The organism is Paenibacillus sp. FSL H8-0282 (assembly GCF_037963825.1).
GTDB classification, from domain to species: Bacteria; Bacillota; Bacilli; order Paenibacillales; family Paenibacillaceae; genus Paenibacillus_AQ; species Paenibacillus_AQ odorifer.
Genome location: NZ_CP150146.1, coordinates 2,631,300 through 2,657,580 on the forward strand (window position 1 = coordinate 2,631,300; position 26,281 = coordinate 2,657,580).

At 44.6% G+C, this 26,281-nt stretch carries 24 protein-coding genes; 16 read left to right on the forward strand and 8 right to left on the reverse strand.

Annotated elements, in window-relative coordinates:
• Positions 1-2 precede the first annotated feature (2 nt).
• The 7 genes from NST94_RS11335 to NST94_RS11365 all read left to right on the forward strand — a co-directional run bounded on the left by NST94_RS11335 (position 3) and on the right by NST94_RS11365 (position 4,676).
• The gene (locus tag NST94_RS11335) at positions 3-761 is read left to right on the forward strand and encodes a peptidase E (RefSeq protein WP_081387708.1); all 759 of its coding nucleotides are present in this window, start codon (positions 3-5) and stop codon (positions 759-761) included.
• The gene (locus tag NST94_RS11340; RefSeq protein ID WP_339281979.1) at positions 758-1,309 is read left to right on the forward strand and encodes a GNAT family N-acetyltransferase; all 552 of its coding nucleotides are present in this window, start codon (positions 758-760) and stop codon (positions 1,307-1,309) included. Before NST94_RS11335 ends, NST94_RS11340 begins: the two co-directional genes overlap by 4 nt.
• Positions 1,310-1,345: 36 nt before the next feature.
• Positions 1,346-1,690 carry a protein tyrosine phosphatase gene (locus NST94_RS11345; RefSeq protein ID WP_339191179.1) on the forward strand — a complete coding sequence of 115 codons (345 nt, stop codon included), beginning with the start codon at positions 1,346-1,348 and terminating at the stop codon, positions 1,688-1,690.
• A gap of 41 nt (positions 1,691-1,731) precedes the next feature.
• Positions 1,732-2,040 carry an N-acetyltransferase gene (locus tag NST94_RS11350; protein ID WP_339281980.1) on the forward strand — a complete coding sequence of 103 codons (309 nt, stop codon included), beginning with the start codon at positions 1,732-1,734 and terminating at the stop codon, positions 2,038-2,040.
• Between the two features lie 154 nt (positions 2,041-2,194).
• Positions 2,195-3,061 carry a VOC family protein gene (locus tag NST94_RS11355; RefSeq protein ID WP_076202411.1) on the forward strand — a complete coding sequence of 289 codons (867 nt, stop codon included), beginning with the start codon at positions 2,195-2,197 and terminating at the stop codon, positions 3,059-3,061.
• Positions 3,062-3,128: 67 nt separating this feature from the next.
• Positions 3,129-4,022, forward strand: coding sequence for a beta-1,6-N-acetylglucosaminyltransferase (locus tag NST94_RS11360; protein ID WP_139329833.1), 894 nt, complete (start codon positions 3,129-3,131; stop codon positions 4,020-4,022).
• An 18-nt stretch (positions 4,023-4,040) separates the two neighbouring features.
• Entirely contained in the window at positions 4,041-4,676 is a 636-nt protein-coding gene (locus tag NST94_RS11365; RefSeq protein ID WP_076129952.1) for an NAD(P)-dependent oxidoreductase, read from the forward strand.
• Between the two features lie 77 nt (positions 4,677-4,753).
• Here the strand turns inward: NST94_RS11365 and NST94_RS11370 are convergent, their stop codons facing one another.
• Positions 4,754-5,515 (reverse strand): MBL fold metallo-hydrolase, encoded by a 762-nt coding sequence (locus tag NST94_RS11370; RefSeq protein WP_339281982.1) that lies wholly within the window; start codon positions 5,513-5,515, stop codon positions 4,754-4,756.
• Between the two features lie 250 nt (positions 5,516-5,765).
• Here NST94_RS11370 and NST94_RS11375 point away from each other — a divergent pair, with 250 nt between their 5' ends.
• The 4 genes from NST94_RS11375 to NST94_RS11390 all read left to right on the forward strand — a co-directional run bounded on the left by NST94_RS11375 (position 5,766) and on the right by NST94_RS11390 (position 10,188).
• Positions 5,766-7,784, forward strand: a complete 2,019-nt coding sequence (locus NST94_RS11375; RefSeq protein ID WP_076129954.1) for a Na+/H+ antiporter — start codon at positions 5,766-5,768, stop codon at positions 7,782-7,784.
• 2 nt (positions 7,785-7,786) lie between these two features.
• On the forward strand, positions 7,787-8,311 hold the full coding sequence (locus NST94_RS11380) for a GNAT family N-acetyltransferase (protein WP_254847619.1): 525 nt from the start codon (positions 7,787-7,789) through the stop codon (positions 8,309-8,311).
• Between the two features lie 2 nt (positions 8,312-8,313).
• Positions 8,314-8,775, forward strand: coding sequence for a DIP1984 family protein (locus NST94_RS11385; RefSeq protein ID WP_339281983.1), 462 nt, complete (start codon positions 8,314-8,316; stop codon positions 8,773-8,775).
• Positions 8,776-9,303: 528 nt separating this feature from the next.
• Complete coding sequence (locus NST94_RS11390; RefSeq protein WP_076129966.1) at positions 9,304-10,188, forward strand: DegV family protein; 885 nt, start codon at positions 9,304-9,306, stop codon at positions 10,186-10,188.
• Positions 10,189-10,297: 109 nt separating this feature from the next.
• Here NST94_RS11390 and NST94_RS11395 read toward each other — a convergent pair whose 3' ends face one another.
• The 5 genes from NST94_RS11395 to NST94_RS11415 form a co-directional block, all read right to left on the reverse strand.
• Entirely contained in the window at positions 10,298-10,726 is a 429-nt protein-coding gene (locus NST94_RS11395; RefSeq protein ID WP_036685970.1) for a threonine/serine exporter family protein, read from the reverse strand.
• A gap of 28 nt (positions 10,727-10,754) precedes the next feature.
• Positions 10,755-11,519 (reverse strand): threonine/serine exporter family protein, encoded by a 765-nt coding sequence (locus NST94_RS11400; protein WP_076129956.1) that lies wholly within the window; start codon positions 11,517-11,519, stop codon positions 10,755-10,757.
• Positions 11,520-11,676: 157 nt separating this feature from the next.
• A complete protein-coding gene (locus NST94_RS11405; RefSeq protein WP_339281984.1) occupies positions 11,677-12,939 on the reverse strand; it encodes a DNA polymerase IV in 1,263 nt (420 codons plus the stop codon).
• An 82-nt stretch (positions 12,940-13,021) separates the two neighbouring features.
• The gene (locus NST94_RS11410) at positions 13,022-13,624 is read right to left on the reverse strand and encodes a YitT family protein (protein WP_076218939.1); all 603 of its coding nucleotides are present in this window, start codon (positions 13,622-13,624) and stop codon (positions 13,022-13,024) included.
• A 2,842-nt stretch (positions 13,625-16,466) separates the two neighbouring features.
• Entirely contained in the window at positions 16,467-17,333 is an 867-nt protein-coding gene (locus NST94_RS11415; protein WP_076280856.1) for an AraC family transcriptional regulator, read from the reverse strand.
• Between the two features lie 162 nt (positions 17,334-17,495).
• Here NST94_RS11415 and NST94_RS11420 point away from each other — a divergent pair, with 162 nt between their 5' ends.
• The 4 genes from NST94_RS11420 to NST94_RS11435 all read left to right on the forward strand — a co-directional run bounded on the left by NST94_RS11420 (position 17,496) and on the right by NST94_RS11435 (position 21,189).
• Positions 17,496-19,463: a beta-L-arabinofuranosidase domain-containing protein gene (locus tag NST94_RS11420; RefSeq protein ID WP_339282143.1), complete on the forward strand. Its 1,968-nt coding sequence runs from the start codon at positions 17,496-17,498 to the stop codon at positions 19,461-19,463.
• A gap of 218 nt (positions 19,464-19,681) precedes the next feature.
• Positions 19,682-20,122 (forward strand): HIT family protein, encoded by a 441-nt coding sequence (locus NST94_RS11425; protein WP_339281985.1) that lies wholly within the window; start codon positions 19,682-19,684, stop codon positions 20,120-20,122.
• 18 nt (positions 20,123-20,140) lie between these two features.
• Entirely contained in the window at positions 20,141-20,776 is a 636-nt protein-coding gene (locus tag NST94_RS11430) for a pyridoxamine 5'-phosphate oxidase family protein (RefSeq protein WP_339281986.1), read from the forward strand.
• Between the two features lie 104 nt (positions 20,777-20,880).
• On the forward strand, positions 20,881-21,189 hold the full coding sequence (locus NST94_RS11435; RefSeq protein ID WP_076130570.1) for a hypothetical protein: 309 nt from the start codon (positions 20,881-20,883) through the stop codon (positions 21,187-21,189).
• A gap of 99 nt (positions 21,190-21,288) precedes the next feature.
• Here the strand turns inward: NST94_RS11435 and NST94_RS11440 are convergent, their stop codons facing one another.
• Positions 21,289-23,724 carry a glycosyl transferase gene (locus NST94_RS11440; RefSeq protein ID WP_036685988.1) on the reverse strand — a complete coding sequence of 812 codons (2,436 nt, stop codon included), beginning with the start codon at positions 23,722-23,724 and terminating at the stop codon, positions 21,289-21,291.
• A 176-nt stretch (positions 23,725-23,900) separates the two neighbouring features.
• Complete coding sequence (locus tag NST94_RS11445) at positions 23,901-24,956, reverse strand: LacI family DNA-binding transcriptional regulator (RefSeq protein ID WP_076220152.1); 1,056 nt, start codon at positions 24,954-24,956, stop codon at positions 23,901-23,903.
• A 288-nt stretch (positions 24,957-25,244) separates the two neighbouring features.
• Here NST94_RS11445 and NST94_RS11450 point away from each other — a divergent pair, with 288 nt between their 5' ends.
• Positions 25,245-26,267 carry an ABC transporter substrate-binding protein gene (locus NST94_RS11450; protein WP_339281987.1) on the forward strand — a complete coding sequence of 341 codons (1,023 nt, stop codon included), beginning with the start codon at positions 25,245-25,247 and terminating at the stop codon, positions 26,265-26,267.
• The last annotated feature ends 14 nt before the right edge of the window (positions 26,268-26,281 follow it).

Here is a 26,281-nt window from a genome sequence, read left to right on the forward strand (position 1 = left end):
TAGTGAAAGAAGGGGAAATCATGGGCACTATCGTAGTTATTGGCGGGGGAGAGTTAATCGAGCTTGAAACGCTGGAAATTGATCGTAAAGTTGTGCAGCTGACTCAAAAGGCTAAGCCGAAGGCGTTATTTATTCCAACAGCCAGTAGTGATGCGCCGGGATATTGTGATACTTTTAGCAAAGTATATGGTGATATTCTTGGATGTGAAACAAGTCACTTATTGCTTGTGAGCCAAACCTACACTCATGATGAGATTACAGATTTAATTACAGCTGCTGATTTGATTTATGTGGGTGGAGGCAATACCCGAAAGATGCTGGAGATTTGGAAAAATACAGGGGTAGATACGCTTTTGAAAGAAGCTTATTCCTCTGGAACCGTATTGGCCGGGCTTAGCGCAGGTTCCATCTGTTGGTTTGAATATGGGCATAGTGACTCTGAAGCGTTCGACGACCAGGGGGAATGGCAGTATATCAAGCTTGAAGCCATGGGGATTCTGCCGGGCATTCATTGTCCGCATTATAATGAGGATATTCGGGTTGAAGATTTTACACGCATGGTTAAAGGTGGAGGTTTGCCTGGAATCGCGGTGGATAACAATTGTGCAATCATCTATAAAGATAAGGAATATAAAGTGATGTCGACCAGAGAAGAAGCTAAGGCCTACCGTGTGATTGACTCCGAGCAAGGTGTTGTCGTAACGGAAATAGAAGAACATCCGAGCTACAGACCACTTCATGAATTGTATGGTGCGTTATGATTATTTTTGAAAAGCAAGAGATCAGACTGAGAAAACTTGAGCTAAACGATGCCGCATTACTTGTAAAATGGCTCTCAGACCCCGTTGTACTGGAGTTCTATGAAGGTCGTGATCGCCCGCATGATTTGGAGCTGGTGAAGGAGCATTTTTACGACGAGCAAGCCGAAGTTACGCGGTGTATTGTGCAATACAAGGAGCGGGATATAGGTTATCTCCAGTTCTATCTTATAGATGATGAAGAATTAGAGGTGTACGGCTACGTGGGATTCGAAGGTCAAATCTTTGGGATGGACCAGTTTATTGGCGAGCCTGATTTATGGAGTCAAGGAATTGGTTCGCGACTCATTAAAGAAACAGTCAATTATCTAGTCGAAGCAAAACAGGCGGATAAAATTGTCATGGACCCGCAAGCCTGGAATGAAAGAGCCCTTAGAGTATACGAGAAGATTGGCTTTGTGAAGAAGAAATACCTTGAACAGCACGAACAACATGAAGGAGAACTAAGAGATTGTTGGTTGATTGAATACACGAAGCAGTCGAGACAATAAATATCTTTTTAACAATCGGATAAGGAAGGTGCACTTATTAAACTCCTGTTTGTCTGCAGCCAGAATCGCTGGCGGAGTCTAACTGCGGAGAAGATTTTTCAAGGAATTGATGGCCATGAAGTGAGATCTGCAGGGACTGAAGATCATGCCAGAATTAAAATTTCTGAAGGGCATTTGGGTTGGGCGGATGTGATTTTTGTGATGGAGAAGAAACATGTTCGAAGAATTCAAGATAAATTTAGAGACTGTGTAATGGGCAAAAAAATAATTTGCCTGAACATAGCTGATGACTATAAGTATATGGATGAAGATTTGATCGGCCTTCTGGAATCCAGTGTATCCGAATATTTTCTGGAATGGAGCAACAAAAATGAGGATTAGAACAGAAACTGTGGCAGACTATAATGGAGTATTTCAAGTGAATGTTGAGGCTTTTGGTGATCGGGAAGATGAAGCGCAGTTGGTCGAAAACATTCGTTCAGAAGCAAGGAATCGGCAAGGCGCTGATCCAAGAAGGGTTAAAAAGATGTAGAACGCTCGGATATGAGCTTGTCTTTTTGATCGGGCATCCCGAATATTACCCAAGATTCGGATTTCAACCCGCAGGGCTACATGGGCTGGAGTTGAAACAATTCGCGGTACCGGAGAATGTCTTTATGGTCTGTGAGCTGAAGGAAGGCGTACTGCAGAGGATTAAGGGAGAGTTGAAATACCCGGAAACCTTTTTTTGAATTACTTATAATATTATTTTGTGAATCATGTTTGGCTGTGAACCAGTCGACATGATTTTTTTATAGGTAATTGACAAACATATAGAAGGTAACTATACTAAAGATAGTTAATTTGTAACTGAAATAGTTACAGCATGATTAGGAGGAATTTATAATGACGACTAAAACAATACTTCAACCAGACACTCAGATCGGTCTGGTGCAGATTAGAGTAAGCAATTTGGAGCGTTCGCTCACCTTTTATCAGAATGTTGTGGGATTAAGCGTTTTGCGGCAGACTGGCCGCGAAGTGGAAATGACCGCTGACGGTCAGAATGTGTTATTAATCTTGCGGGAGATTGAAAATGCGCGGGTGATCCGCCCTAATTCTGTGGCTGGGTTGTATCATTTCGCTATCCTTGTTCCAGATCGTCCTAGCCTTGGATTGGTTGTGCGCAATTTGATCTCTTCGGGGATTGAAGTGGGGCAGGGGGATCATCTGGTCAGTGAAGCGTTGTATATTCAGGATCCAGATAATAATGGGATTGAAATCTATCGAGATCGTCCTAAGAGTGAATGGAAATATGATGCGGAAGGGCATGTAATGATGTCCACTGATCCAGTGGATGTAGATGGACTATTGGCAGCTTCTGAAGGTTTATCATGGAACGGGCTGCCAGCGGGAACAGTGATTGGGCATGTACACTTTCATGTGGGGAATTTAAATAAGGCGAAAGCCTTCTACGTCGATTTGCTTGGTTTTGAACTAACAGCTAATTATGGAAGTGCTGCTATGTTTATCTCTGCTGGTGGCTATCATCACCATATCGGGCTGAATGTTTGGGCTGGACAGGGCGCACCTGCGGCTCCAGCTGATACTGTGGGGATTGATTATTTTACCTTAATTCTTACGAATGAAGAGGAACGCAACGCTGTGGTGGAGCGAGTTCGGCAGGCTGGGTACGCAGTTACAGAAGTGAATGGAAATCCTACATTCCAAGATCCTTGGAACATTGGAATCAGACTTGTTTTAGAGAGATAATTATATATCCATTTTCGTCCATTTATTTTATAATATTGGAAATAGATGGGCGGAAGGGTGAAGTTTGTTGGAAGCATTCAAAATGGCGTATATCATTCTTTGTCATAAGAATCCGGAGCAGATCAATTTGCTAATTGATAGTTTAACTAACGAGTCCGTAGAGTTTTTCCTTCATGTCGATCAGAAAAGTAATATTGAAGCTGATATTATTCATCGTAACGATATTCATTTTGTGGAAAAGCCTATTGATGTGCAGTGGGGGCATTACAGCCAGATTGAATGCATTTTGAAGTGCTTTTCGCTGATCAAAGAACATGGGGATTTCAATTATATCCACATCCTAAGCGGTCAGGATCTGCCTCTGGCTTCAAATGAAGTGATTCTAGATTTCTTTAAGGGGAATGAAGGTAAGGAATTTGTGAAGTATTTGCAGCTGCCCAATGCTGCGGAAACTTGGGGATGTTACGAGCGGGTCTCAGTTTATTATCCTAGATTCCTCATCTCAAGGACCCGGCGTATGACAGCGATCCGAATGAGGTACATTAAACTAATTATGAGCGTTCCGTTTCTGCAAAGAAGATTAAGCGCTCTGCCGAACGGTTTATATAAAGGCTCAAACTGGATGTCTATTACAGGTGGATGTATGGAATATATCTTGGATTTTACAAAAAGCTCTCCGGAATACGTCAGATTTTTTAGGAACACTTTATGTGGAGATGAAATCTTTTTCCATACGATAATTTTGAATAGTGTTTATAAGATGCATGTGCTGAATGAAATTAAGCGGTATACAGATTGGGAAACAGGACCGGATTATCCTAGAACGCTAACGATTGAAGACTATGATCGGATCACTCAACGGGGCACGGAATGCTTTTGGGGGAGAAAATTTGATCTCGATATCGATAGAACCATCGTTCAGGAGCTCCTTGATATAAATATTAAAGCGAAAACATCGTAAACTCAGGAGGACAATCATATGAAAATCGCAGTTGTTGGAGCAAGTGGAAAAGCTGGAAGCCGAATTACGCAGGAAGCGTTGGATAGAGGTCATGAAGTTACAGCGATTGTGCGGGATGCATCTAAAGTAACAAATAGTAAAGCGAATGTCGTTGAAAAGGATGTATTTGCACTTACCGCTGAAGATTTGCAGGGGTTCGATGTGGTTGTAAATGCTTTTGGTGCGCCGTTTGGACAAGAACATCTGCATGTGGATGCCGGGAATGTGCTTATTGAAGCGTTGAAGGCTTCGCCCGATACAAGATTGATTGTAGTTGGGGGTGCAGGAAGTCTTTATGTAGATGAAGCCAAAACGCTTAAAGTAGTGGATACGAATGACTTTCCTGACTTTATTAAGCCAACAGCGACGAATCAAGCCAAGAATCTGGAGATTCTGCAAGGGACAGATGCACTCTCTTGGACCTTTGTTAGCCCATCTGCTAATTTTGCCATCGGCACAAGAACGGGTTCTTATGTAAAAGGTAAGGATAATCTTCTGGTGAACTCCAAAGGCGAGAGTTATGTCAGCTACGAAGATTATGCCGTTGCTATTGTCGATGAAATCGAACAGCCGCAGCATATTCGTGAACGGTTTACGGTGGGTTCAGAGTCTTAAGTGATAATGAAGAATAACGATTATATATAACAAGAGAAGACAGAGCCGGATTCCAGGCTCTGTCTTCTTTTGTATCATTACAGCTTTCCTTTTCCTTCTGCTAGTTCAGCAATGCGTCTGTTTGCATCTCCGCGGTAGAGTCCGCCATGATAACAAATGACCGTATCGATCTCATACTCAGAGAACTTGTTCAGAGAGGCCAAAGCCAGCTCCATGTCAGGGGTGGCGGAAGGAGTGGGACCCTGTAGCTCGCCATCCTGAACGGTCAAGGCATCGGCGGCAATAAGTGTACGGCTATCATGATGGTAAAGACTGAGATGCCCTGGGCTATGGCCTGGGGTATGGATCACCGTAATTCCACCGGCAAAAGGTAACTTTTCTCCATCCACAAGCGTTTGATCCACTTTTCCTTTAGGAGGATGGGCTAATACAGAGAGGAAGGCACGCCGCCATTCCTCAGGTACATGAGCTGGGATCATAGCCGCTGCCGCCGCTAAAGCTTCAGGAGTGTGCTTAAGGAGCATTCGCTCTCCTTGAATATAAGGCTGCTCAATTTCATGAGCCAGAACAGTAAGCTCTAGATCTTCATCAGCCAATAGGGCAGGGAGGCAACCGATATGGTCTAAATCCTGATGCGTGATAATAAGGATACGGAGCTTCTCCCAAGGCACATGCGCTTCTTTTAGAGCCTCTTTGAAAGTAGAGAGTAGACCCGGGAATCCGGTATCGACGAGTACGGCGGCATGTTCATCCCAGAGTAGCGTGGGGTAAATCGTGTCTTTTCCACCCATAACCTGCGTTGTAATCTCGAGCATTTCTATTCCTTGAGCAATGTACATTATATCCCTCCGTGATTGATAATAAGAGCGACGCCGTGAGGCTAATGCATATATTACTCAAAACTGAAAATAAACACAATAGGTAAATATTTAATTATAACACAAATAAATATTTATGTCAATATGTATCTGATGGAATTTTTGTGGAATTTGTAGGGGATTTTAATGTTAAGAATCTTTTGCTAGATTTTGCCCTTGCCTAAAGCTTTGCGATATAATAATCAAATATAAAAAAGGGAGTTGATGTGGTTTGGAGACATTTCTAGTTGTACTCGTCCTACTTGGGCTTATCGCAATATCCAACATCATAAACCGATTCATTCCCTTCGTGCCGATACCCTTAATACAAATTGGCTTGGGTGTAGTGGTCGTACTATTGCCTTTGGGAATACATATGTCACTGGAGCCAGAGTTGTTTTTCGTGTTATTTATTGCGCCGCTTTTGTTTAATGACGGAAAGCGAACACCGAGAAATGAGTTATGGAACCTGCGGGCTCCAATCTTAATGCTGGCACTAGGCTTGGTATTTGCTACAGTGCTTATCGCTGGATATTCCATTAACTGGATGATCCCCACCATTCCACTCGCAGCTGCTTTTGCGCTGGCAGCGATCTTATCGCCGACAGATGCTGTGGCGGTAAGCGCAATCGCTGGGAGAGTACATCTTCCCAAGAGTATTCATCGTATTCTAGAGGGCGAATCATTGATGAATGATGCCTCTGGCCTTGTTGCGTTTAACTTCGCTATTGCAGCAGCTGTTACAGGCATATTTTCTTTGCCGAAAGCCTCCATTAGCTTTGTGATTATCGCTTTAGGTGGGCTAATTGTCGGAGCAATACTCGCGTTCCTCCTGATTCGGTTCAGTGTATTTATCCGCAGACTGGGGATGGAGGACATCACAGTACATGTGCTGCTGCAAATCCTGACTCCTTTCATTGTGTATCTGATCAGTGAAGAAATAGGGGTATCCGGCATTTTAGCTGTGGTTGCAGCGGGGATAATTCATGCGGTCGAGAAGGACCGTGCGGTCTCGCCACAGTATAAGCTACAGCTGGTATCCGCCAGCACATGGTCTGTGCTGCTCTACATCTTGAATGGCTTGGTCTTCCTTATTCTCGGATTGTCGATTCCAGATGTTATTGAAGTGATCTACCGGGATACAGCGGTGGACAATCTTATGGTGATTGGTTATGTATTAGCGATAACGTTACTGCTTTTTGTGCTGCGTTTTATATGGGTATATGTATTTTCCCTGGCTGGCGCCGGCCTGCAAAAAATGGAAAAATCGTCTATAAAGTCCATGCTAATCCTGACCATTTCAGGGGTGCGAGGCGCGGTTACTTTAGCCGGTGCCTTTTCGATTCCTTTTGTGTTAGGAGATGGCTCACCTTTTCCTGAACGTGATCTAATTATCTTTATCGCTGCGGGTGTGATTCTGATGTCGCTGCTGATCGCTAGTATCTTTTTACCAATTCTCGCAGGTAAAGAAGAGCCGGTTGCCGAACCAGGGGACACTGAGGTTGAACAGGCGGCCAAATCTAAGGTCGTTGCTGCCGGGATAACGCTGCTTCAAAGTATGATGACGGAGGAGAGCAAGGATTCCGCACAGCCAGCTTTGAGTGAATTCAGAGAAAAGGTTTATAGTCTGAACCGCGAGGATCAAGCGAACGATCCGGCATTTGAGGAACTCCGTCGGCTTGGGGTTGAAGCAAGGATAGTGGGCTTGCATGCTGAACGCAAAGAGCTGACCCGATTGCTTACTAACAATGAGATTCCTGCCTCAGTGGCTCAGAAAATGGAAGAATTCTTGGATCATAGTGAAGTTTTCTTAGCCAGAAGTCTCAACTCTCAAATTAGATTATCCCTTACAGAGATTAGAAGGCTATTTGCGGGGATGTTCTCAGGACAAAACGAACGGGAAGCTAGCCAACAAATGCTGCAACAGGCTGAATGTGCAAGAAAAGCTAAGGTTTCTATGTCCCGCGCAGCAATAGCTGCTGTTAATGCAAGTATGAATGAGAACAACCGAAAAGCAGTAGAGAAGGTTGCATGCAGTTATGAGCAACTAATCTCACGCTTCGAGCAGGGTCAAGGTTGGACAAAGGATGGTCTCGTTGATGATCAAAAGCTTGAATTGAAACTGAAAGCTATTCAGGAGCAACGGGATAAGGTGCAGCAAATGTACCAGGATGGAACTATTAACCGCAAGCTAGCCGGTAAATTACGCAAGTTTGTCGATCATTTGGAAACATCCATTTGGGAGGATTAGCTGTGTTGAACAAAGTAGTGGGAGAAAGTTTGTTATTCACTGAAATTCGCGAAGAGCATCTGTCGGATGTACTCGATATTTATAACTATTACGTGCTGAACACTACGGTTTCTTTTCATACCGAGCCTTTAAGTTTGGACGAAATGCGGCAATCAGTGATGAATGATGATCCGCGGTTCAAATCATACGTTATATTATCCTGGGATAATGTTATTCAGGGCTATGTTCTGATTGCTAGACATAAGAGTAAGCCGGCTTATGATAGCTCTGGGGAGATCAGTGTGTATTTGAAACCTGCTTGTGTGGGTAAAAGAATAGGACAGCATGCCTTACGCTTTATTGAAAAGAGAGCTGCCGAACTGGATTTCCATGTGTTAGTAGCTACCGTTTGCGCAGAGAATGAACGCAGTCGCCAGCTTTTCTCAAAGAATGGATATGAACAATGTGCCTACTTCAAGGAGATTGGCTGTAAATTTGGTCGAAGACTGGATATCGCCAGCTATCAGAAAATCTTAGGGGGAACTTAAAGATGAAACTTGCGGAAGCATTAGTGAACCGAAGTGATCTTACCCGTAAAATCGCGCAGCTAAAGCAGCGGCTCGATCGGGTCGTTAAGGTGCAGGAGGGGGAAGATCCGGCAGAGCACCCGGAGGCTCTTTTGCATGAGCTAGAAATAGCTGTTAACGAGCAGACGATTTTGATTCGAGCGATTAATCGAACGAATTCATCTGTTGCCTTCAATGAGAATTGGAGTATTGCCGATGCCCTAGCCGAACGGGATAAAATGCTTCAGCTGCGGAAGCTGTTTAGCGATTTGCTTGAGCAAGCTTCGATCACTCAGGATCGGTATAGCCGCTCTGAGGTTCGTTTCCAGAGAACGGTGGATGTCGCTGAGATTCAGAAACGGATTGATGAACTGTCTAAGTCTTATCGCGAGTTGGATTTTAAAATTCAGGAGAAAAACTGGACGGTAGCCTTAATCACACCGTAAAAAGCTTTATCACAGCAGAAGGTAACTGATCTTCATAAAAGCGAGCGCAACCCGCCAACAGGGAAAGTTGGACAAATTGACAGATGCCGGGCCATATCTGACCAATCATAACTTAGCCCCGTACTGTAACAACTGTAAAGAGTACCTATTAATGTAACTACCAAGCGCTGATTTATGTAAGAACGGTGAGGGTGGGGACGGGGATATTTTTGCTGTGGTTAGGCTTTTACATAACATGAACTGTCTCTATTAGGATAGGTATATTCGTCATACATAATGTGAAATAATGTCGAATAAAGTTGAAAAAAGTTGAATAAAATTTGCATTATCGGCCTGTTTTGCCTATCTTATCGCTCGTTATCTTGTATAATTTACGAATACGCACGAGGACTTCCTAAACCGCTGATCTATTCGTATGTTGATTGTACAGGATGAGAGAGTGATTCATTGGCCGAGAAGGTTTAGTGGCCCTTGTCTCTTCAAACATTCTACTATTCCTTTCATGAAAGAGAGAAGTGACAAGTGACCATGAAATCAATTGCCTGGGTAACCGACAGTACATGTACAATCGATCCTGAATTCGCCAAGAACAACCATGTGTATATTGTTCCTTTACGTCTGATTATTAACAACGAGTGTTATAAAGAAAATATAGATATTACGATCGATGAGTTCTATGAGAAAATGCGTCAGCATGATCAAGTAGGCAGCTCACAGCCGCCAATCGGTGAGTTTATCGAGTTATACGAACGGTTGAAGGAAGAATATGATGAGATTATCGCGGTGCATCTTTCGACAGGGCTTAGCGGAACATACAATGCTTCCATGCAAGGTGCTGAAATAGCAGAAGCTAATGTTATTGGAATTGATTCCAAGGTTGGCGCTTATCCGATTCGGGAAATGATTACGCGAGGTATTCATTGGCACAAGATGGGCTTTACTGGCCTAGAGATTAAAGAAAAGATAGAGAATATCATTCAAAATATGTCCTTCTACTTAATTCCTGCAAGCTTGTCCCAGCTTCACCGTAGTGGGCGTGTTTCTGGTACACAGGTAATTCTTAGTCAATTACTGCGGATAAATTTGTTGCTGCGTTTTGACGAGGGCAAGGTCATTGTTGTGGAAAAAATCCGCACGATGAAGAAGACGAAACAGGCGCTGTTAGATATCTTTAAACAGGATGCTGGACTTGTTAGCGATGTGTGCATCATGCATTCCAATAATTTAGAAATGGCGCTGAAGCTAGAAGAAGACATCAAAGAGATGGCGCCTGATTTACGTACGGAGATTATGACTTACATTCCTGCCGTGGCTGTTCATGCGGGTGAAGGTACCGTGGGACTTTCTTGGATTAAAAATAACCGGATCAATAGTATTTATTCGGAGGTTGAACCTGTAGCAGTACTTGTGTAGATAGGATAGTAAACAAAGAAATCGCTTCTTGGAAGAGGGACGGATGATCCTCATTATACCAAGAGACGATTTCTTTTTTTTGAATCTATGAGATGACGTTGTAAGAAGGTTATGCTTTGCTTGCACGACGGCGGAACATTTGTCCGATAACTTCACTCAGCACCAGTCCAGCCGCAATTGCGCCAGAGAGCATTAATGCCCGAACAGCGATTTCTACAGCCAGATTATAGTTTTCTTCTACAAATCTACGCATAGCATCGTAAGCAAGACCACCCGGAACAAGTGGGATAATACCGCCTACACTAAAAATAATAACCGGCATTTTGAAGGATCGGGCAAACAGCTGGCTGACGATGCCCACCACTACAGTAGCCGCAAACGTAGCAACAACAGGCCCACACTCTACATCAAGGATTACATACACCATCCAGCCTACCATTCCAGCAAAACCACACTGCAGTAGAGCGCGCTTAGGCGCATTAAATAAAATACAGAAGGTTGCCGCGGCGATAAAACTGGTTATAAGTTGCAAAATCATGAAGGGCTAACCTCTTTCACATGGAAAATTAAAATAGTGATAGTACAAGCCCAATGCCTGTACCGATCGCAAAAGCAGTTAGAAAGGCATCTGCTCCTTTGGATATGCCTGAGACCAGATGACCAGCCATCAGATCACGAACGGCATTAGTAATGAGTAGACCGGGTACTAGAGGCATCACGGAGCCGATGATGATTTTGTCCATTTCTTGACCTATGCCCAGCTTTACAGAATAGAAGGCCAGAAGACCGATCAGGAAGGAAGCAGAGAACTCTGCAAAAAATCTAGTCTGCACAAGACGATGCAGGTAGATAACCGCAGCAAAACCTAACCCGGAAATCGGCAATGCGGGGAGAGCATCCCACAAGCTGCCCTTAAACATAACGGTGAAGCAAGCGCCGGTAAGCGCCGCTGCTATGATTTGCAGCCATACCGGATACGCATGTGCGGCATCATCGACCTCACCTAATCGTGTCCGAGCTTCCTCGGCTGTAATCTGACGCTCGTTCAGACGCCGCGAGATATCATTAACCTCTGAGACTTTCTGCAGATCTGTGGTTCGCTCGGCAATCCGATATAACTTAACGGGCTCCGTTCTATTGGTGGTGAACATAATAACGGTTGGTGTCACATAACTATGTGCCCCTGGAAAACCGAGAGAAGCAGCCATACGTGTCATTGTATCTTCTACTCTGTAGGTTTCTGCACCGTTTTGCAGCATGATCTTGCCAGCAAGAAGACAGAGATCAACGATTTCATAATAGGTAGTGTTAGTGTTGCTCGTGCTTTCCAACTTCTCCGGTCCTCCCCTGGAATGTTACATATCTATGTGTATATACTTATGATTGTCGCTTCATTGTGTGAAAATAACAACCTCAATATAGCATTATAAACGATATGGGATATATTTTAATATAGTTTCAGAAATAAAATGTATAAAGATGCACTGTTTATTTATAGTGCCCGCCAATCTTTCCGGATCTGTCCTTAAGTTGTCCGGCATCTGTGAACGATGCAGCGCGTCCAATGATCGATTCCCCGTATTTATTCTTCAGCGCATCAGTGGCCCGTTCGAGCTCACGGTAGCGGGGGCGCGACTCAAATAAGGTTAGCTGATATTGGCTTTCGTCAGACAGATTGGACAGGCTTAGATGAATTCGGCGCACAGGCTGACCTTCCCAATGCTGTTTGAAAAGAGCGAGGGCGGCCTCGTATACCAGCTGGGTTGCATTCGTAGGATCGCTCATCGTAGTCTGTCTGGAGAAGCCGCTGGGGTCATCAAAGCTGGCGCCTTGGCAGCCAACAGACACGACTGCACCATGCACCTTCAGTTTGCGGCTGCGTCTGCACACCAGCTCTGAGAGCTCCAAAATGATGGTCTTGATCTCTTGCAGTGTATAGTAATCCCGTGGCAGCGTCATTTGGTGCCCGACGCTCTTGGGGGCAACTTCATAGGTAGCCGGACTTACAGGGCTATCGTCGATGCCGTTGGCAATTCGCCAATATAGCTCGGCATCGATATCGCATTTTTTATGGAATTTCTCCCGCATGCGCCATTTCAGCTCGCTTAGCGGCATCTGTGCCAAATGGCCAATCGTTGTGAGGCCCATGCTCTGGAAGTGCGCGGACATGCGGCGGCCTACCATAAACAACTCACTAATGGGCAGCGGCCAAAGTACATCTGGAAGCTCTTCCTGAGTGAGGGTAAATAGACCCTCCGGGTTCTTCTTGGCCCACAGGTCGCAAGCCATTTTGGCGGTAACCTTGGAATAACCTATACCGATACGTGCGCGCACACCTGTATTTCTGCGGATTAAGTCCTGAATGGTCGTAGCGATCTGTCTTGGGCTTCCGAATAAGCTGAGGCTGCCGGTGATATCAATAAACTGCTCATCGATGGAATAAGGTTCTACGAGGTCACTGAATTTGCGTAGAATGTCCGTGATTTGGGAGGAAACATCGATATATTGCTGCATATGTGGTTTGACGACGATTACTTCGGGGCACTTCGCGAGTGCTTCCTTCAAGGTCTCGGCGGTAGTAATGCCAAAAGATTTGGCTAACGGACAAGCGGCAAGCACAATCCCGCTTCGTCTAGCCGGATCTCCGGCGACAATAAGCGGTTTGTTGCTGTATTGCGGATTAGAGGCCTTCTCCACGGAGGCGTAAAAGCTCTGACAATCGGATAACAAAATAACACGCTCTTTATTCATAGATTCACACTCTCCAGGTGAGGTAGAGATAGGGTAGATGATTTTTCTTATTATTATAATACGAACATATGATCGTGTATATTCATATTTTTTCCCATTTCTCTTCAGTCTCCAAGGTACAGAGACCTGTGGCCACACCCCCAGCGATAATCGTGAGGATGGAGTGGAAGAAGGTTTCTTTGGAAATCAGGAGTCCCCCCGCGCCGATAATTATAAAATCTGTCAAAAAAATGATGAGTCCAAGGTTAAGCGGGAGATACCTTTTGATATATTGAGCAAGCAGATCCGTTCCGCCTGTACTGGCTTTGAACCGCAGCATAAGCCCAAGACCCGTTCCCATTAAAAAACCGCCAATAATGGCGCTGGAAATGGAGCCGAACTCAAAATAATACAGAAAGTGGTACTGCAAGGGACCGAGAAGCTCAATCAGAAACGATGAGGTCAATAAACCTAATACACTATTGAAAAAGATATCGCGTTCCTTCAGCCAGGCTAACAGGAAAATCGGAAAGCTGCAGAGAAGGACAGCTATACCGATTTTGGCATCGGATAAATAATTGATGATGAGGGCTATTCCTATTATTCCCCCATCTAGGATTTTATATGGGACTAGAAAAAAATTAGTTGCTGCTGCAATGAGCAAGCTTCCGATCAGGATGATCGCGTATCTTAATAATGACTGCATATTTAACATCTCCACATTAAAGGCATGTCTTATAAATATGCTTGTCAATTCCAAAAAATTGCAGTGAAGCAAAAAAACTGATTTCGGGCCTAATCATGCGGACCCAGGAGCCGCTATTAGGCAGATTCAAGGCATTATTTCGAGCTAACGGACCCAGTTGCAGCTATTCCCACAAATGTGGTCCGATTGCGGGCAAATTATGAGCAATAAGAGCTATGCAGTCCGAAATTTCCGAAAAATGGGCCGAAAATCACAAATAGGTGCAATAGGGTCCGATACGATCAAGATCGAGCAAAAGGTAGCTGATTTCGAGACGTAGACAGCTAGGTTGTGCAACAGGTAACAAATTCTGCGCACGGAGTAGCTAGGTTAAGCCATCGGTAACTAATTCCGCACGTAGTAGCAGGTTAAGCCATCGGTAACTAATTCCGCACGGTGTAGATAGGTTGAGTAACAGGTAACTAATTCCGCACGGTGTAGATAGGTTGAGTAACAGGTAACTAATTCCGCACGGTGTAGATAGGTTGAGTAACAGGTAACTAATTCCGCACGGTGTAGATAGGTTGAGTAACAGGTAACTAATTCCGCACGGTGTAGATAGGTTAAGCCATAGGTAGCTAATTACGCACACGGAGTAGATAGGTTGAGCTATAGGTAGCTAATTCTGCACAGTGTAGCTAGGTTGAGCCCTAGACAGCTAGTTTAAGCACTGGGCAGCACGTTTAGGAGCAAATTTGTCAGGCGGCGTTCTTTTCAGCAACTGTTCGGACTCAGTTGCTCTTATTTCCATGATTCCGCTCGTTTTGTCACACTATCGGACTCAGTTGCAGCTATTCGCTCAAATGTGCTCTTTTTCTGCGCAAATCAAGGGCAATAAGAACTATACAGTCCGAAACCTTCGCAAAATGAACCCATATGCTGAAATAGCTGCAATACGGTCCGATACGATACGATCAAGTTCTAGCAAAAGGTAGCAGATTTCGAGACGTAGGAGGCTAGTTTGAAAAACAGGTAACTAATTTCTCGCAGAGTAGCTAGGTTAAGCCACAGGTAACTAATTCCGCACGGTGGTGTAGATAGGTTGAGCTATAGGTAGCTAATTCCGCACAGTGTAGCTAGGTTGAGCCCCAGACAGCTAGTTTAAACAATGTCTAGCACGTTTAGGAGCAAATTTGTCAGGCGGCGATCTTTTCAGCAACTGTTCGGACTCAGTTGCTCTTATTTCCATGATTCCGCTCGTTTTGTCACACTATCGGACGCAGTTGCAGCTATTCGCTCAAATGTGCTCTTTTTCTGCGCAAATCAAGGGCAATAAGAGTCATACAGTCCGAAACTGCCGCAAAATGGGTCGAAAATCACAAATAGGTGCAATAGGGTCCGATACGATCAAGATCGAGCAAAAGGTAGCTGATTTCGAGACGTAGACAGCTAGGTTGTGCAACTGGTAACAAATTCTGCGCACGGAGTAGCTAGGTTAAGCCATCGGTAACTAATTCCGCACAGTGTAGCTAGGTTGAGCCCCAGACAGCTAGTTTAAACAATGGCTAGCACGTTTAGGAGCAAATTTGGCAGGCGGCGTTCTTTTCAGCAACTGTTCGGACTCAGTTGCTCTTATTTCCATGATTCCGCTCGTTTTGTCACACTATCGGACGCAGTTGCAGCTATTCGCTCAAATGTGCTCTTTTTCTGCGCAAATCAAGGGCAATAAGAACTATACAGTCCGAAACCTTCGCAAAATGAACCCATATGCTGAAATAGCTGCAATACGTTCCGATACGATCAAGATCGAGCAAAAGGTAGCTGATTTCGAGACGTAGGCGGCTAGTTTGAACAACAGGTAACTAATTTCTCGCAGAGTAGCTAGGTTGAGCCCCAGACAGCTAGTTTAAACAATGGGCAGCACGATTAGGATCAAATTCGGCAGGCGGTGTTCTTTTTAGCAATTGTTCGGACTCAGTTGCTCTTATTTCCATGATTCCGCTCGTTTTGTCACACTATCGGACTCAGTTGCAGTTATTCCCACAAATGTAGCCCGATTTGGAGCAAATTATGAGCAATAAGAGCTATGCAGTCCGAAACTGCTGCAAAATGGATCGAAAATCACAAATAGCTGCAATCCGGTCCGCAACGGGGAATGCTATGAATGGATGATTAAGTAGACGCGTCTCCGGGGGATACAGAGAGTAGTGTGATGGCTATACAGTGAGTTACTTGCTGATAAGCTTTGGAGGGTCGAGCCGCATGATCGCCGTTGATCTATGATAAGTATGAGTGCGCCACGCCTAGGAAGGTAAACTGGTAAAATTATTGCAAGGAGCAAGGAGCAAGGAGCAAGGAGCAAGGAGCAAGGAGCAAGGAGCAAGGAGCAAGGAGCAAGGAGCAAGGAGCAAGGAGCAAGGAGCAAGGAGCAAGGAGCAAGGAGCAAGGAGCAAGGAGCAAGGAGCAAGGAGCAAGGAGCAAGGAGCAAGGAGCAAGGAGCAAGGAGCAAGGAGCAAGGAGCAAGAATCAAGAAGCAAGAATCAAGAAGCAAGGAGCAAGGAGCAAGAAGCAAGAAGCAAGAAGCAAGAAGCAAGAAGCAAGAAGTAAGAAGTAAGAGCAGCAGAAGGATTTAGGACGGATCACGGGTACACAATAAATGTGCCAAGCGGAGTACTGCTCCATCATAATAGTTACTTAAGTTTCTCCGATCTAGAGGAGCATCTCGCATCCAATTAATCCATAGCTGATCACGTAAGCCAGCAGCGCAGAAGAAAGCCAGCAGCACACAAGAAAGCTACAACAGCGCACCGCATTAACAACGAAAACAGCACGCCTCCAATTATGAGGCATGCTGTTTTTGCCGTTATCGGGAATACCGCTTGCGGAAGCGAAGCGGAGAGATTCCGATCTGCTGAGTAAAGCGACGCGAGAAGTAGGCGGTGCTCTCGAAACCGATACGTTCTGCGATCGCAGCTATAGGCATCTCTGTTTTAAGCAGAAGCAGCTTGGCCTGTTCCAAACGGTAATCCGTTAAATACTCCATCGGAGTCAGTCCATATACGCGTTTCATGCAGCGGGCAAGGTAGTTATAATGAAAATGCAGCGCATCCGCCAGAGAGGCATTGGAGAGAGGCTCCGCATAATGATTGCGGATATAAGTCTCTGTCCTCTCGGCGATCTCTACTGCATGACTTTCTGAAGTATCATGCTGCGCCAGATCCATCATCCGCAGCATTTCTTCAAAAATCCTTTGCTGCTCCCAAACTGCACTGGAACGTCTTCCAGTGGACAGCTGTAAAAGCTTCTCAGCTTGTCCACTCCGTTTAAAGGGATCAGGAAGGGGACCAAACTGCGGGATGCGAATGGTATATGGATGAGTAAGAAACTGCCGGAAATGTGTCTCTCGGTTGATATACACGGGCTCGCCATCAGAACTTGACCAATCTGCGAGGGTATGAAAATGAATCCAGATAAACGAAGTCAGCTCCTCGCAACACTTAACGGAATAATGATAGCGGTCAGGCAGCAGAAGCAGCGTATGCCCAGCCGCAACCTCCCATTGATTATGCTCTTCACCGATAAATAGGCAACCTTGCTCTACAATAATCAGATCAAATAAGCCGATATGGCTTCTATTTGGATGCTGCTCTCCGGGTTGATAAACAGTGTGATTGCATTCCAGAAAATATGGAAAAGGCGGCGCTGCGAAATGTACATAGGAAGGACTCACTGTGTTCTACCTCTCTTTTTATCGTAGTCCGAGCTCAAATTGTCCTTGGAATTAGGAGTGTGAAATAGTACAAAAAAGGGGTTGCTTCTGATTATATTTTTTATCTATTGTACGCTCTATAATTGTAATTAGCGAGTATAAAATAAGGCTAAGGGGAAGATGATGATGAATAAAACGATCCAGGATCAGCAAGTTGTAAAAGATCAATCCGTTAGCATTAAAGATGATTTCTGGGGAAGTTATATAAAGCTGGTTCAGGATGTTGTAATCCCGTATCAATACGAGGCATTGCACGATAAAGCAGCGGGAGCTGAGCCCAGTCATGCCATTGCTAACTTTGAGATTGCTGCGGGCCGGAAGAACGGTGAATTTTACGGCTGGGTATTTCAAGACAGTGATGTAGCCAAGTGGCTGGAGGCCGTAGGTTATTCCTTAAGCATCAAACGTGACCCTGAGCTGGAGCGTCAAGCGGATGAAGTGATTGACCTCGTTGGAGAAGCGCAGCAGGAAGACGGGTACTTAAATACTTATTTTACGATAAAAGAACCCGGCAAACGCTGGACTAATCTGAACGATTGCCACGAGCTGTACTGTGCTGGGCATTTCATTGAGGCAGCCGTTTCTTATTACGAGGCTACAGGCAAAAGAAAACTGCTCGACATCATGTGCCGAATGGTTGATCATATCGATTCTGTGTTTGGACCGGAAGAAGGCAAAATGCGGGGATATGATGGCCATCAGGAGATTGAGCTTGCGCTCGTGAAGCTGTATCGGCTCACAGGTGAGGAGCGGTATTTGAAGCTCAGCAGCTTTTTTATTAATGAGCGAGGTCAACAGCCGAATTTCTTAAAGCAACAATGGGATAGTCTGGGGAGTATCAATTTTTTCACAGGTCAGAAGGAGAATTTAGATTTAAAATATTACCAAAGTCATCTTCCGGTAAGAGAACAGGAAGTGGCTGTAGGACATGCTGTGCGTGCGGTTTATATGTATACTGCCATGGCTGATCTAGCCGCACTTACGGGAGATGATACCCTTCGCGAAGCATGCGAGAGACTGTGGAATAACATCACTACTAAGCAAATGTACATTACTGGCGGGATCGGATCTACGCATCGGGGTGAGGCTTTCACCTTCGATTATGATCTGCCTAACGATTCGGTGTACGCAGAGACTTGTGCATCTATTGGGTTGATCTTTTTTGCACAGCGGATGCTGAGAATATCGCCGGATGCACGTTATGCCGACGTCATGGAGCGGGCGCTTTATAACAATGTGTTGGGTTCAATGGCACAGGATGGTAAGCACTATTTTTATGTGAATCCACTAGAAGTATGGCCTAAGGCATGCAGCTGCAACCCAGATAAACATCATGTGAAGTCCGAGCGTCAAGGCTGGTTTGGCTGCGCTTGCTGTCCTCCGAATGTGGCGCGTCTGCTGACTTCGCTGAATCAATATATCTATACGATCCATGGTGATACGCTCTATACGAATTTGTATATTGGCAGTGAGCTGACAACAAAGCTGGGTGGAACAGATGTTGCGATTCAGCAAGAGAGTAACTATCCATGGGAAGGTAAAGTCTCGTTGAAGATTAATCCCGCAGCGGAAGCAGAGTTTGGGATTGCCTTACGGATTCCATCTTGGAGCCAAGGAATGGAGATCAGAGTCAACGGTGAAGCAATGAATACTGCTGAGAACATCGAGCAGGGATACCTCGTTATCCGGAGACTGTGGAGAGCAGGAGATGTAATCGAAGTGCATGACCCTATGGAGGCACATCGTATCTACGCACATCCAAGTTTGCGTGCTGATGCTCAAAAAGTAACGATTCAGCGTGGACCTCTTGTGTATTGTCTTGAAAGTATTGATAATGGTGAGCCGTTAAGCTCGATTTCTTTAAAAGAAGGCAGTGAACTTACTGCGGCTTTTGATGAGACGTTGCTCGGCGGCGCTGTTGTTGTCGAGGCAGAGGGGCTACGTGTAGATAAAGAGGGCTGGAGTGGTGAGCTTTACAGCAGAGTCAAAGCACCAGTTCAAACCGTAAAGGTTAAGGCGGTTCCGTATTACTTATGGGGAAATCGTGGCAGTGGTGAAATGAAGGTATGGATTCCGGAAGCCAGCGTTTAAGTTATAGGTAGACATTGATCTCGGGAATGACTGTGTTTTATCAGTATTTTCTAAGGGGACAGCTGTAATTTACAGTCTGTCCTTTTCTTTTTGCAAAAAGGAGAACACACGCAAAATGGCGAAATTAGAAGAAACATAGAAATATTTTAAATCCTATAACAGTGGAGGCGGGCTATATTTATAATCATGCTCCAGAGGGTTATACTTGTCCCTTTTGTTTGTTGGTTTCGGGCATTGAAAATGAAGATGTGCATTCTAAGCAAGCGGATATTATTTATAAAGATCATTACATAACGGCTTTTATTGCTTCTCATTGGTATCCGAATAATGAAGGGCATGTTTTAATCATCCCTAATCAGCATATCGAGAATATTTACACATTGGAGGTTGAGATCTCAAACCGGATACATGAGCTGGAAATTGAAATTGCTAAAGGTCTTAAAGAAGTTTATAAATGTGATGGCGTTTCTTCTAGACAACATAATGAGCCGGATGGCAGCCAAGATGTATGGCATTATCATTTACATGTGTTTCCAAGATATCATGAGGATAATCTGTATGGTACTTTTGGGAAGTTATCGGATGAATCAACAAGAAAAAATTTCGCCCAATTATTAAGCGGATATTTGAGCAAAAATAAGAACATTGGGGCTTATTAAGTTGAGAGAGGGAGAAGTATGAAGTCAAACTTTTTCGAAAAAGTTATAGAGTCAGAAGAAGAGCTAAGGTCTTTATTTGGGTACCCAAGCGAATTGGTTAACAACAAAACCATAACTGTTATAGATCATCATTGCCGTGATTATATCTCAAAATCTCCAATGCTTTTTATGGCTACAAGCGGTTCGTCCGGTGCTTGCGATGTCTCTCCGCGCGGGGACGCAGAAGGTTTTGTTCACGTGTTGGATGATAAACATTTAGTGATCCCTGAACGCCCTGGGAATAGACGGTTTGATTCTTTGCGGAATATACTTGAGAACCCAAAAGTCGGATTGATATTCATCATCCCCGGACTTGAAGAAACATTAAGAATAAATGGGCACGCGAGTATAGTTAAGGATGAAGATATATTGAAACCTATGGAAGCGCATGGTAAAGTCCCGGTCATTGGAATTGGCGTGGAAGTTGAAGAATGTTATATGCATTGTGCAAAAGCTTTTAAGCGGTCACATTTGTGGGATGACGATCATTGGCTTGCGAAAGAAATCTTGCCTAATCCATCAAAAATACTGGCGCAGCATGCCCGTAAACTTGGAGTTACTCCAGAGGATATCTCAAAATCACTAAAAGAAAGCTATGAAAAACGGCTATATTAACATTTTCGACTTAGAAATGGAATGGGATTTGCCCTTCATTGTATGCTATATTTGATCTGGATAAGGCAACTGATCATTTTACAGATAATAATGGAGGCATCACAATGAGTAAACGTTATCGGATGACAAGAGCAATGCAGAATGCTGGAGATTCAGCAACAACCCTATCTTTAGAAGAGTGTAAGCAATATTTCGCATCCAAACCTGATTTCACCTATACATCAGTTTTTACAGTAACAGGTGCCACTACCATGTCCATTGAGGGAGATTTCTTTATGTGGAGCTATGGTGATACAACAATCCCATTTAGACATTATCAGGGCGATATTTATGTTTCTGGCGCCAATGAAGCCGTGATTCCTAGAATGCTTGAGGTTGCGAGTGATTTAAGAGCAGATATTGTGGAAGGGTAAAAAAAAGATGCCCCTGAATCCTTCAGGGGGCATCTACTGTTAATTTTAGATCCGATCCGCTCAATCGTTCAAACGAACGGTGAGCGGATTTTTTTTGTATTAACCCAGTTCTACAACTACTTGGTGTACAGCACCGTCTCCAACTGGAGTGATGATGTTACCTTCTACAGCTGCGCCATCCAAGGTAAGACTAGCTACACCTTTGGATACATGGTTCGGGTTCTTGATTTGAATCACATAAGTATCTCCACGGAAGACACGGGTGATTTCAAAGCTGTCCCACTCTGTAGGAATACAAGGATCGATCTTCAGACCATTGAAGTCCGCTTGAATACCAAGGATAGATTGTGTAATCGCTACATAGTTCCAAGCCGCAGTACCAGTTAACCAGGAGTTTTTAGCTTCCCCGTGGCGAACGGCATCTTTACCTGCGATCATTTGCGAGTATACATAAGGTTCAGTACGGTGAATTTCGCTGATGTCCTCCAAGTAAGCAGGAGCAATTTTAGCGTAAATTTCAAACGCTCTGTCGCCATGTCCAAGTACAGTTTCAGCGATCATGATCCAAGGGTTATTATGGCAGAAAATACCAGCATTTTCTTTGTAGCCCGGAGGGTACGTAGAAATTTCACCCAGGTTCAGATAGTACTTGGAATATGGTGGCTGTTGCAATACGATACCGTATTTAGTATCCAAATGCTCTTGCACGGAAGTCAGAGCTTTTTCAGCTTGACCATCTTCCACACCGATACCGGCCATAACACAGATACCTTGTGGTTCGATGAAGATTTTACCTTCTTCGTTTTCTTTGGAACCGATCTTGTCGCCATAGTGGTCATAAGCGCGCAGGAACCAGTCACCATCGAAACCGTGAGTCAGTGTGATTTCACGCATGTTGTCAATCTTAGCTTCTGCATCCGTAGCTACATCATTAAGTCCGCGCATCCGGCAGATTTCTGCATAGTCCGGTCCAACGAAGACGAACAGACCCGCGATAAATACGGATTCCGCTACGCGGCCTTCGATGTTGGCAGTAGTTTGGAAAGATTCGCCCGGCTCTGTAGAGAAGCAGTTCAGGTTCAAGCAGTCATTCCAGTCTGCACGGCCGATCAGCGGCAAGCCGTGAGGTCCGAGATTGTTAGTTACATGCTCGAAGGAGCGTTTCAAGTGCTCAAACAGAGTAGCTGTGTTATCCGGATTGCTGTCAAAAGGAACCTGCTCATCAAGAATCGATGTGTCGCCAGTTTCTTTGATGTAAGCAGCTGTGCCGAGGATCAACCAAAGCGGGTCATCATTAAAGCCGGTACCGACTTCATTGTTACCTTTTTTGGTAAGCGGCTGGTATTGGTGATAGGCACTGCCGTCTTCAAATTGTGTAGCGGCGATATCGAGAATACGTTCTTTAGCACGTTCTGGAATTTGGTGTACAAATCCGAGCAAGTCTTGGTTAGAATCGCGGAAGCCCATACCACGGCCAATACCGGATTCAAAGTAAGAAGCGGAACGGGACATGTTGAAGGTAACCATACATTGATATGGATTCCAGATGTTAACCATACGGTTCAACTTGTCGTCGCCACTTTGGATTTGATATTTGGACAACAGGTTATCCCAGTGTGCAGCCAGTGCAGCCAAAGCGGCGTCCACTTGAGCGTCTGTAGCAAATTGCTCGATCATAGCCTCTGCTGGTTTTTTGTTGATTACGTTCAGAGATTCCCATTTGTCTTCTTCTGGGTTTTCAATGTAACCAAGGACAAAGATGAAGCTTTGCTCTTCGCCCGGCTCCAGAGTAATGTTCAGGGCGTGCGATCCGATAGGGGACCAGCCGCTGGCAACGGAGTTAGTTGGTTCACCTGCAGCAACAGCTTGCGGGCTTTCCAGACCATTGTACATCCCTACGAAAGCTTCGCGGTCAGTATCAAAGCCGGCGATTTCTTTGTTAACAGAGTAGAAAGCGTAGTGGTTTCTGCGCTCACGGTATTCTGTTTTGTGATAGATAACAGAACCCTTCACTTCAACCTCACCAGTGCTGAGATTGCGTTGGAAGTTAGTCATATCATCTTGTGCATTCCAAAGACAGAACTCTGCAAAAGAGAACAGTTTAACGGATTTCTTCGCGGAACCCGTGTTTTTCACTACAAGACGATGTACTTCAGCGTTATGACCCATAGGTACAAAAGCAAGCTGGTTTACAGAGATACCGTTGCGTTCACCAGTAATGGAGGTGTAGCCAAGACCGTGACGGCATTCGTAGAAGTCCAGATCACGTTTTACTGGCATCCAGCCTGGAGTCCAGAAATCACCATCATCATAAAGATAGTAGTAACGGCCGCCAGCATCCATTGGGATATTGTTGTAACGGTAACGGGTCAATCTTCTGAGACGAGCGTCTCTATAGAAGGTATAGCCACCAGCAGTATTAGAAATAAGTCCGAAAAATTGTTCATTACCCAGGTAGTTAATCCAAGGGTAAGGTGTTTTTGGTGTGTTAATTACATACTCTTTACGAGTGTCGTCAAAGGTACCGAATTTCATGTGAGAAAGTCTCCTTTCGATTGTGAACGCGCGTTTATAAGTTTCAGGAAAAATTCCCTCGAGGGAAGGGATTCTTTCCGTTGTTTCTAAAAGATAGTATTAGGCAGTGATTTCGAGAACCGATGATAGCAGCTTCACAGAAAAATATGTATTCTTCAGTGAAGGATGAATCTGTGCTACTTCTTCGGCGGTTGACAGGAATCTCTCTCCACTAAACGAGCTGGAAAGCTGATCGTGCTGAAAGTCGGCTGCTGCGAATCACACAGCTCGATTACTTTTTCCACTGCAGCCTTGGACATTTCATAAATCGGCAAGCGTACAGAGGTCAGCTTAGGCTGAATACGGGATGCCAGCTGAATGTCATCGAAACCCGCAATGGAGATATCCTCAGGGACAATGATTCCATGTTCGGAGAACGCTTCCATCGCTGAAATAGCCATGTCATCGTTGGAAGAGAAAAAGGCAGTCGGCAAAGGTTCATCAGAAGCAAGCAGCTTCTTGACCTCTTCATAAGCCGTCTCTTTCAGAAAATCACCCTTTAGGATAAACTTCTCATTCATAGGCAGACCATGTTTTTTCAGCGTGTCCTCATAGGCCGTGTAGCGTTCTCGACCAGAGTACGTATTCATTTGCCCACAGATAATGCCGATCTCTTGATGGCCTAAGGAGATTAAATGTTCAATCACTTCTGTGGTGCCCTCGTAATCTTTGGAATTCACAATGGCCAAATGATTGCGGTCAAGATGCTCCGACATAATCTCTGAGATATCATAATCAATCAGTACTAGCGGAGAATCGAGTCCTACCATTTCGCGGACGATATTAATATCCTTCTGAGTGCCGACAATTATACCACCGTCAATCCGTTTTTGCAGAAAAGCTTGTTTTACCTTCAGAAAGTCGTCTGGAGAGTATACCGTATGAATCAGAACGTAACATCCGCGGGCATTCGACGTGTCGACTACGGCATCGACGAATGGTGCAAAGTAATTGTTCTGATAAATTCGGGTAGTGTTCTCTTTCTCGTTCATACTGATGGCGAACAATCCGATGGTATCGGTTTTCTTACCGGCCAGAGCCCGTGCAAAGCTGTTCGGTTCGTACTGATGTTGCTCAATCACCCGCAGCACTTTGGCCCGGGTTTCTTCAGGAACATTGGAATAGTTGTTGATCACGCGGGATACCGTACTACGGGAAACCCCGGCCAACTTAGCAATATCTTCGCTGCGCATGTTTCCCCTCTTTTCATAAACGCGCGTTTATGAGTTTATTGTAAGCGAAAGCATCGTATAAATCAATCGTAAAAAAAGAAATTTTGCGATCAAGTTAATAAAGGATGACATATTTTTAATAGAAGAAGAATCCTACCGAATAATGATAGAGCAGAGCAACTAGAAATAGTTTGTATAAGTTTTTTGCGGAGAAAGTGCATTGAAAGCTATGAAAGTCATGCTACTATTGTGATAAAGGTTATTGAGAATGATAATCAATGACAATAAAGCATAGGAGTGAAGGGATCAATGGCAAGATGGGGTCAGAAGTTTTTATGGGCAGCGGTACTTATAATGGCAATAACTGCGCTGGCAGCATGCGGAACGAATAACAATACTGCGAAAGAAAACGTTGCTAAGACACAGAATGCAGAGGAATCTACCTCAGCGAGCACTAGCGCACCAACTGAAGGAAATGGAAATGCCGCAGAAGAGGGTGCAACTCGGACGATTGCCGGGGAATTCGGGGATGTTGAAATTCCAGTTAAACCACAACGGGTAGCCGGGATCTATGTTGAAGATTATTTGAAGGCATTGGGCATTACCCCGGTGGTGCAGTGGTATCATCCAAGCTGGGGCAAACAGGATTATTTAAATCTTGATGTACCAGAATTTGATATTACCGGTAGCGTGGAGGCATTATTGGAAAAAGATCCGGATTTGATTATTGTGGATGGAGGTGCTGATGCGGCGAGGTATGAACTATATTCCAAGATAGCACCAACCTATCGTCTACCTGAGGCGGTGTTACAAGACTCAAGACAAATGCTTACAGCTATTGCAGATGCCCTTGGTATTCCGGAGAAGGCGGAATCTGTCCTTGCAGAATATGATCAGAAGGTGGCAGAGGGGAAAGCTAAGCTGCAACAGGCCCTGGGTCAGGAAAAAGTAGCAGTGATCCGGCTTAACGTAGCGGATAAAACATTTGCTCTGTTCGGTGTTAAAAACCGCTATACCGGTGTGATTTATGATCAATTTGGGCTGACACCCGTGCCTATGGCGGCAGAAATGCCCGAATATCAATCTATTATTTCTGAAGAGCTTATTCCTCAGCTCGACGCGGATCATATTATTGTGTTCCCTGACAATGGGGGCTGGGATACTGAAGGGAATCAGGAAGCGATTCAAATTCTTGAGGGTCCATTGTGGAAGAGTCTTCCTGCGGTGAAGAACGGGAATGTTTATAGAATGGAACGTTCCCACTGGCAGTCCGGTGCCATCACAGCCAATTCGATGAAGCTTGATGACTTGCTGAAAGCTATGGTGAAATAAAACGGCAGCCGTCG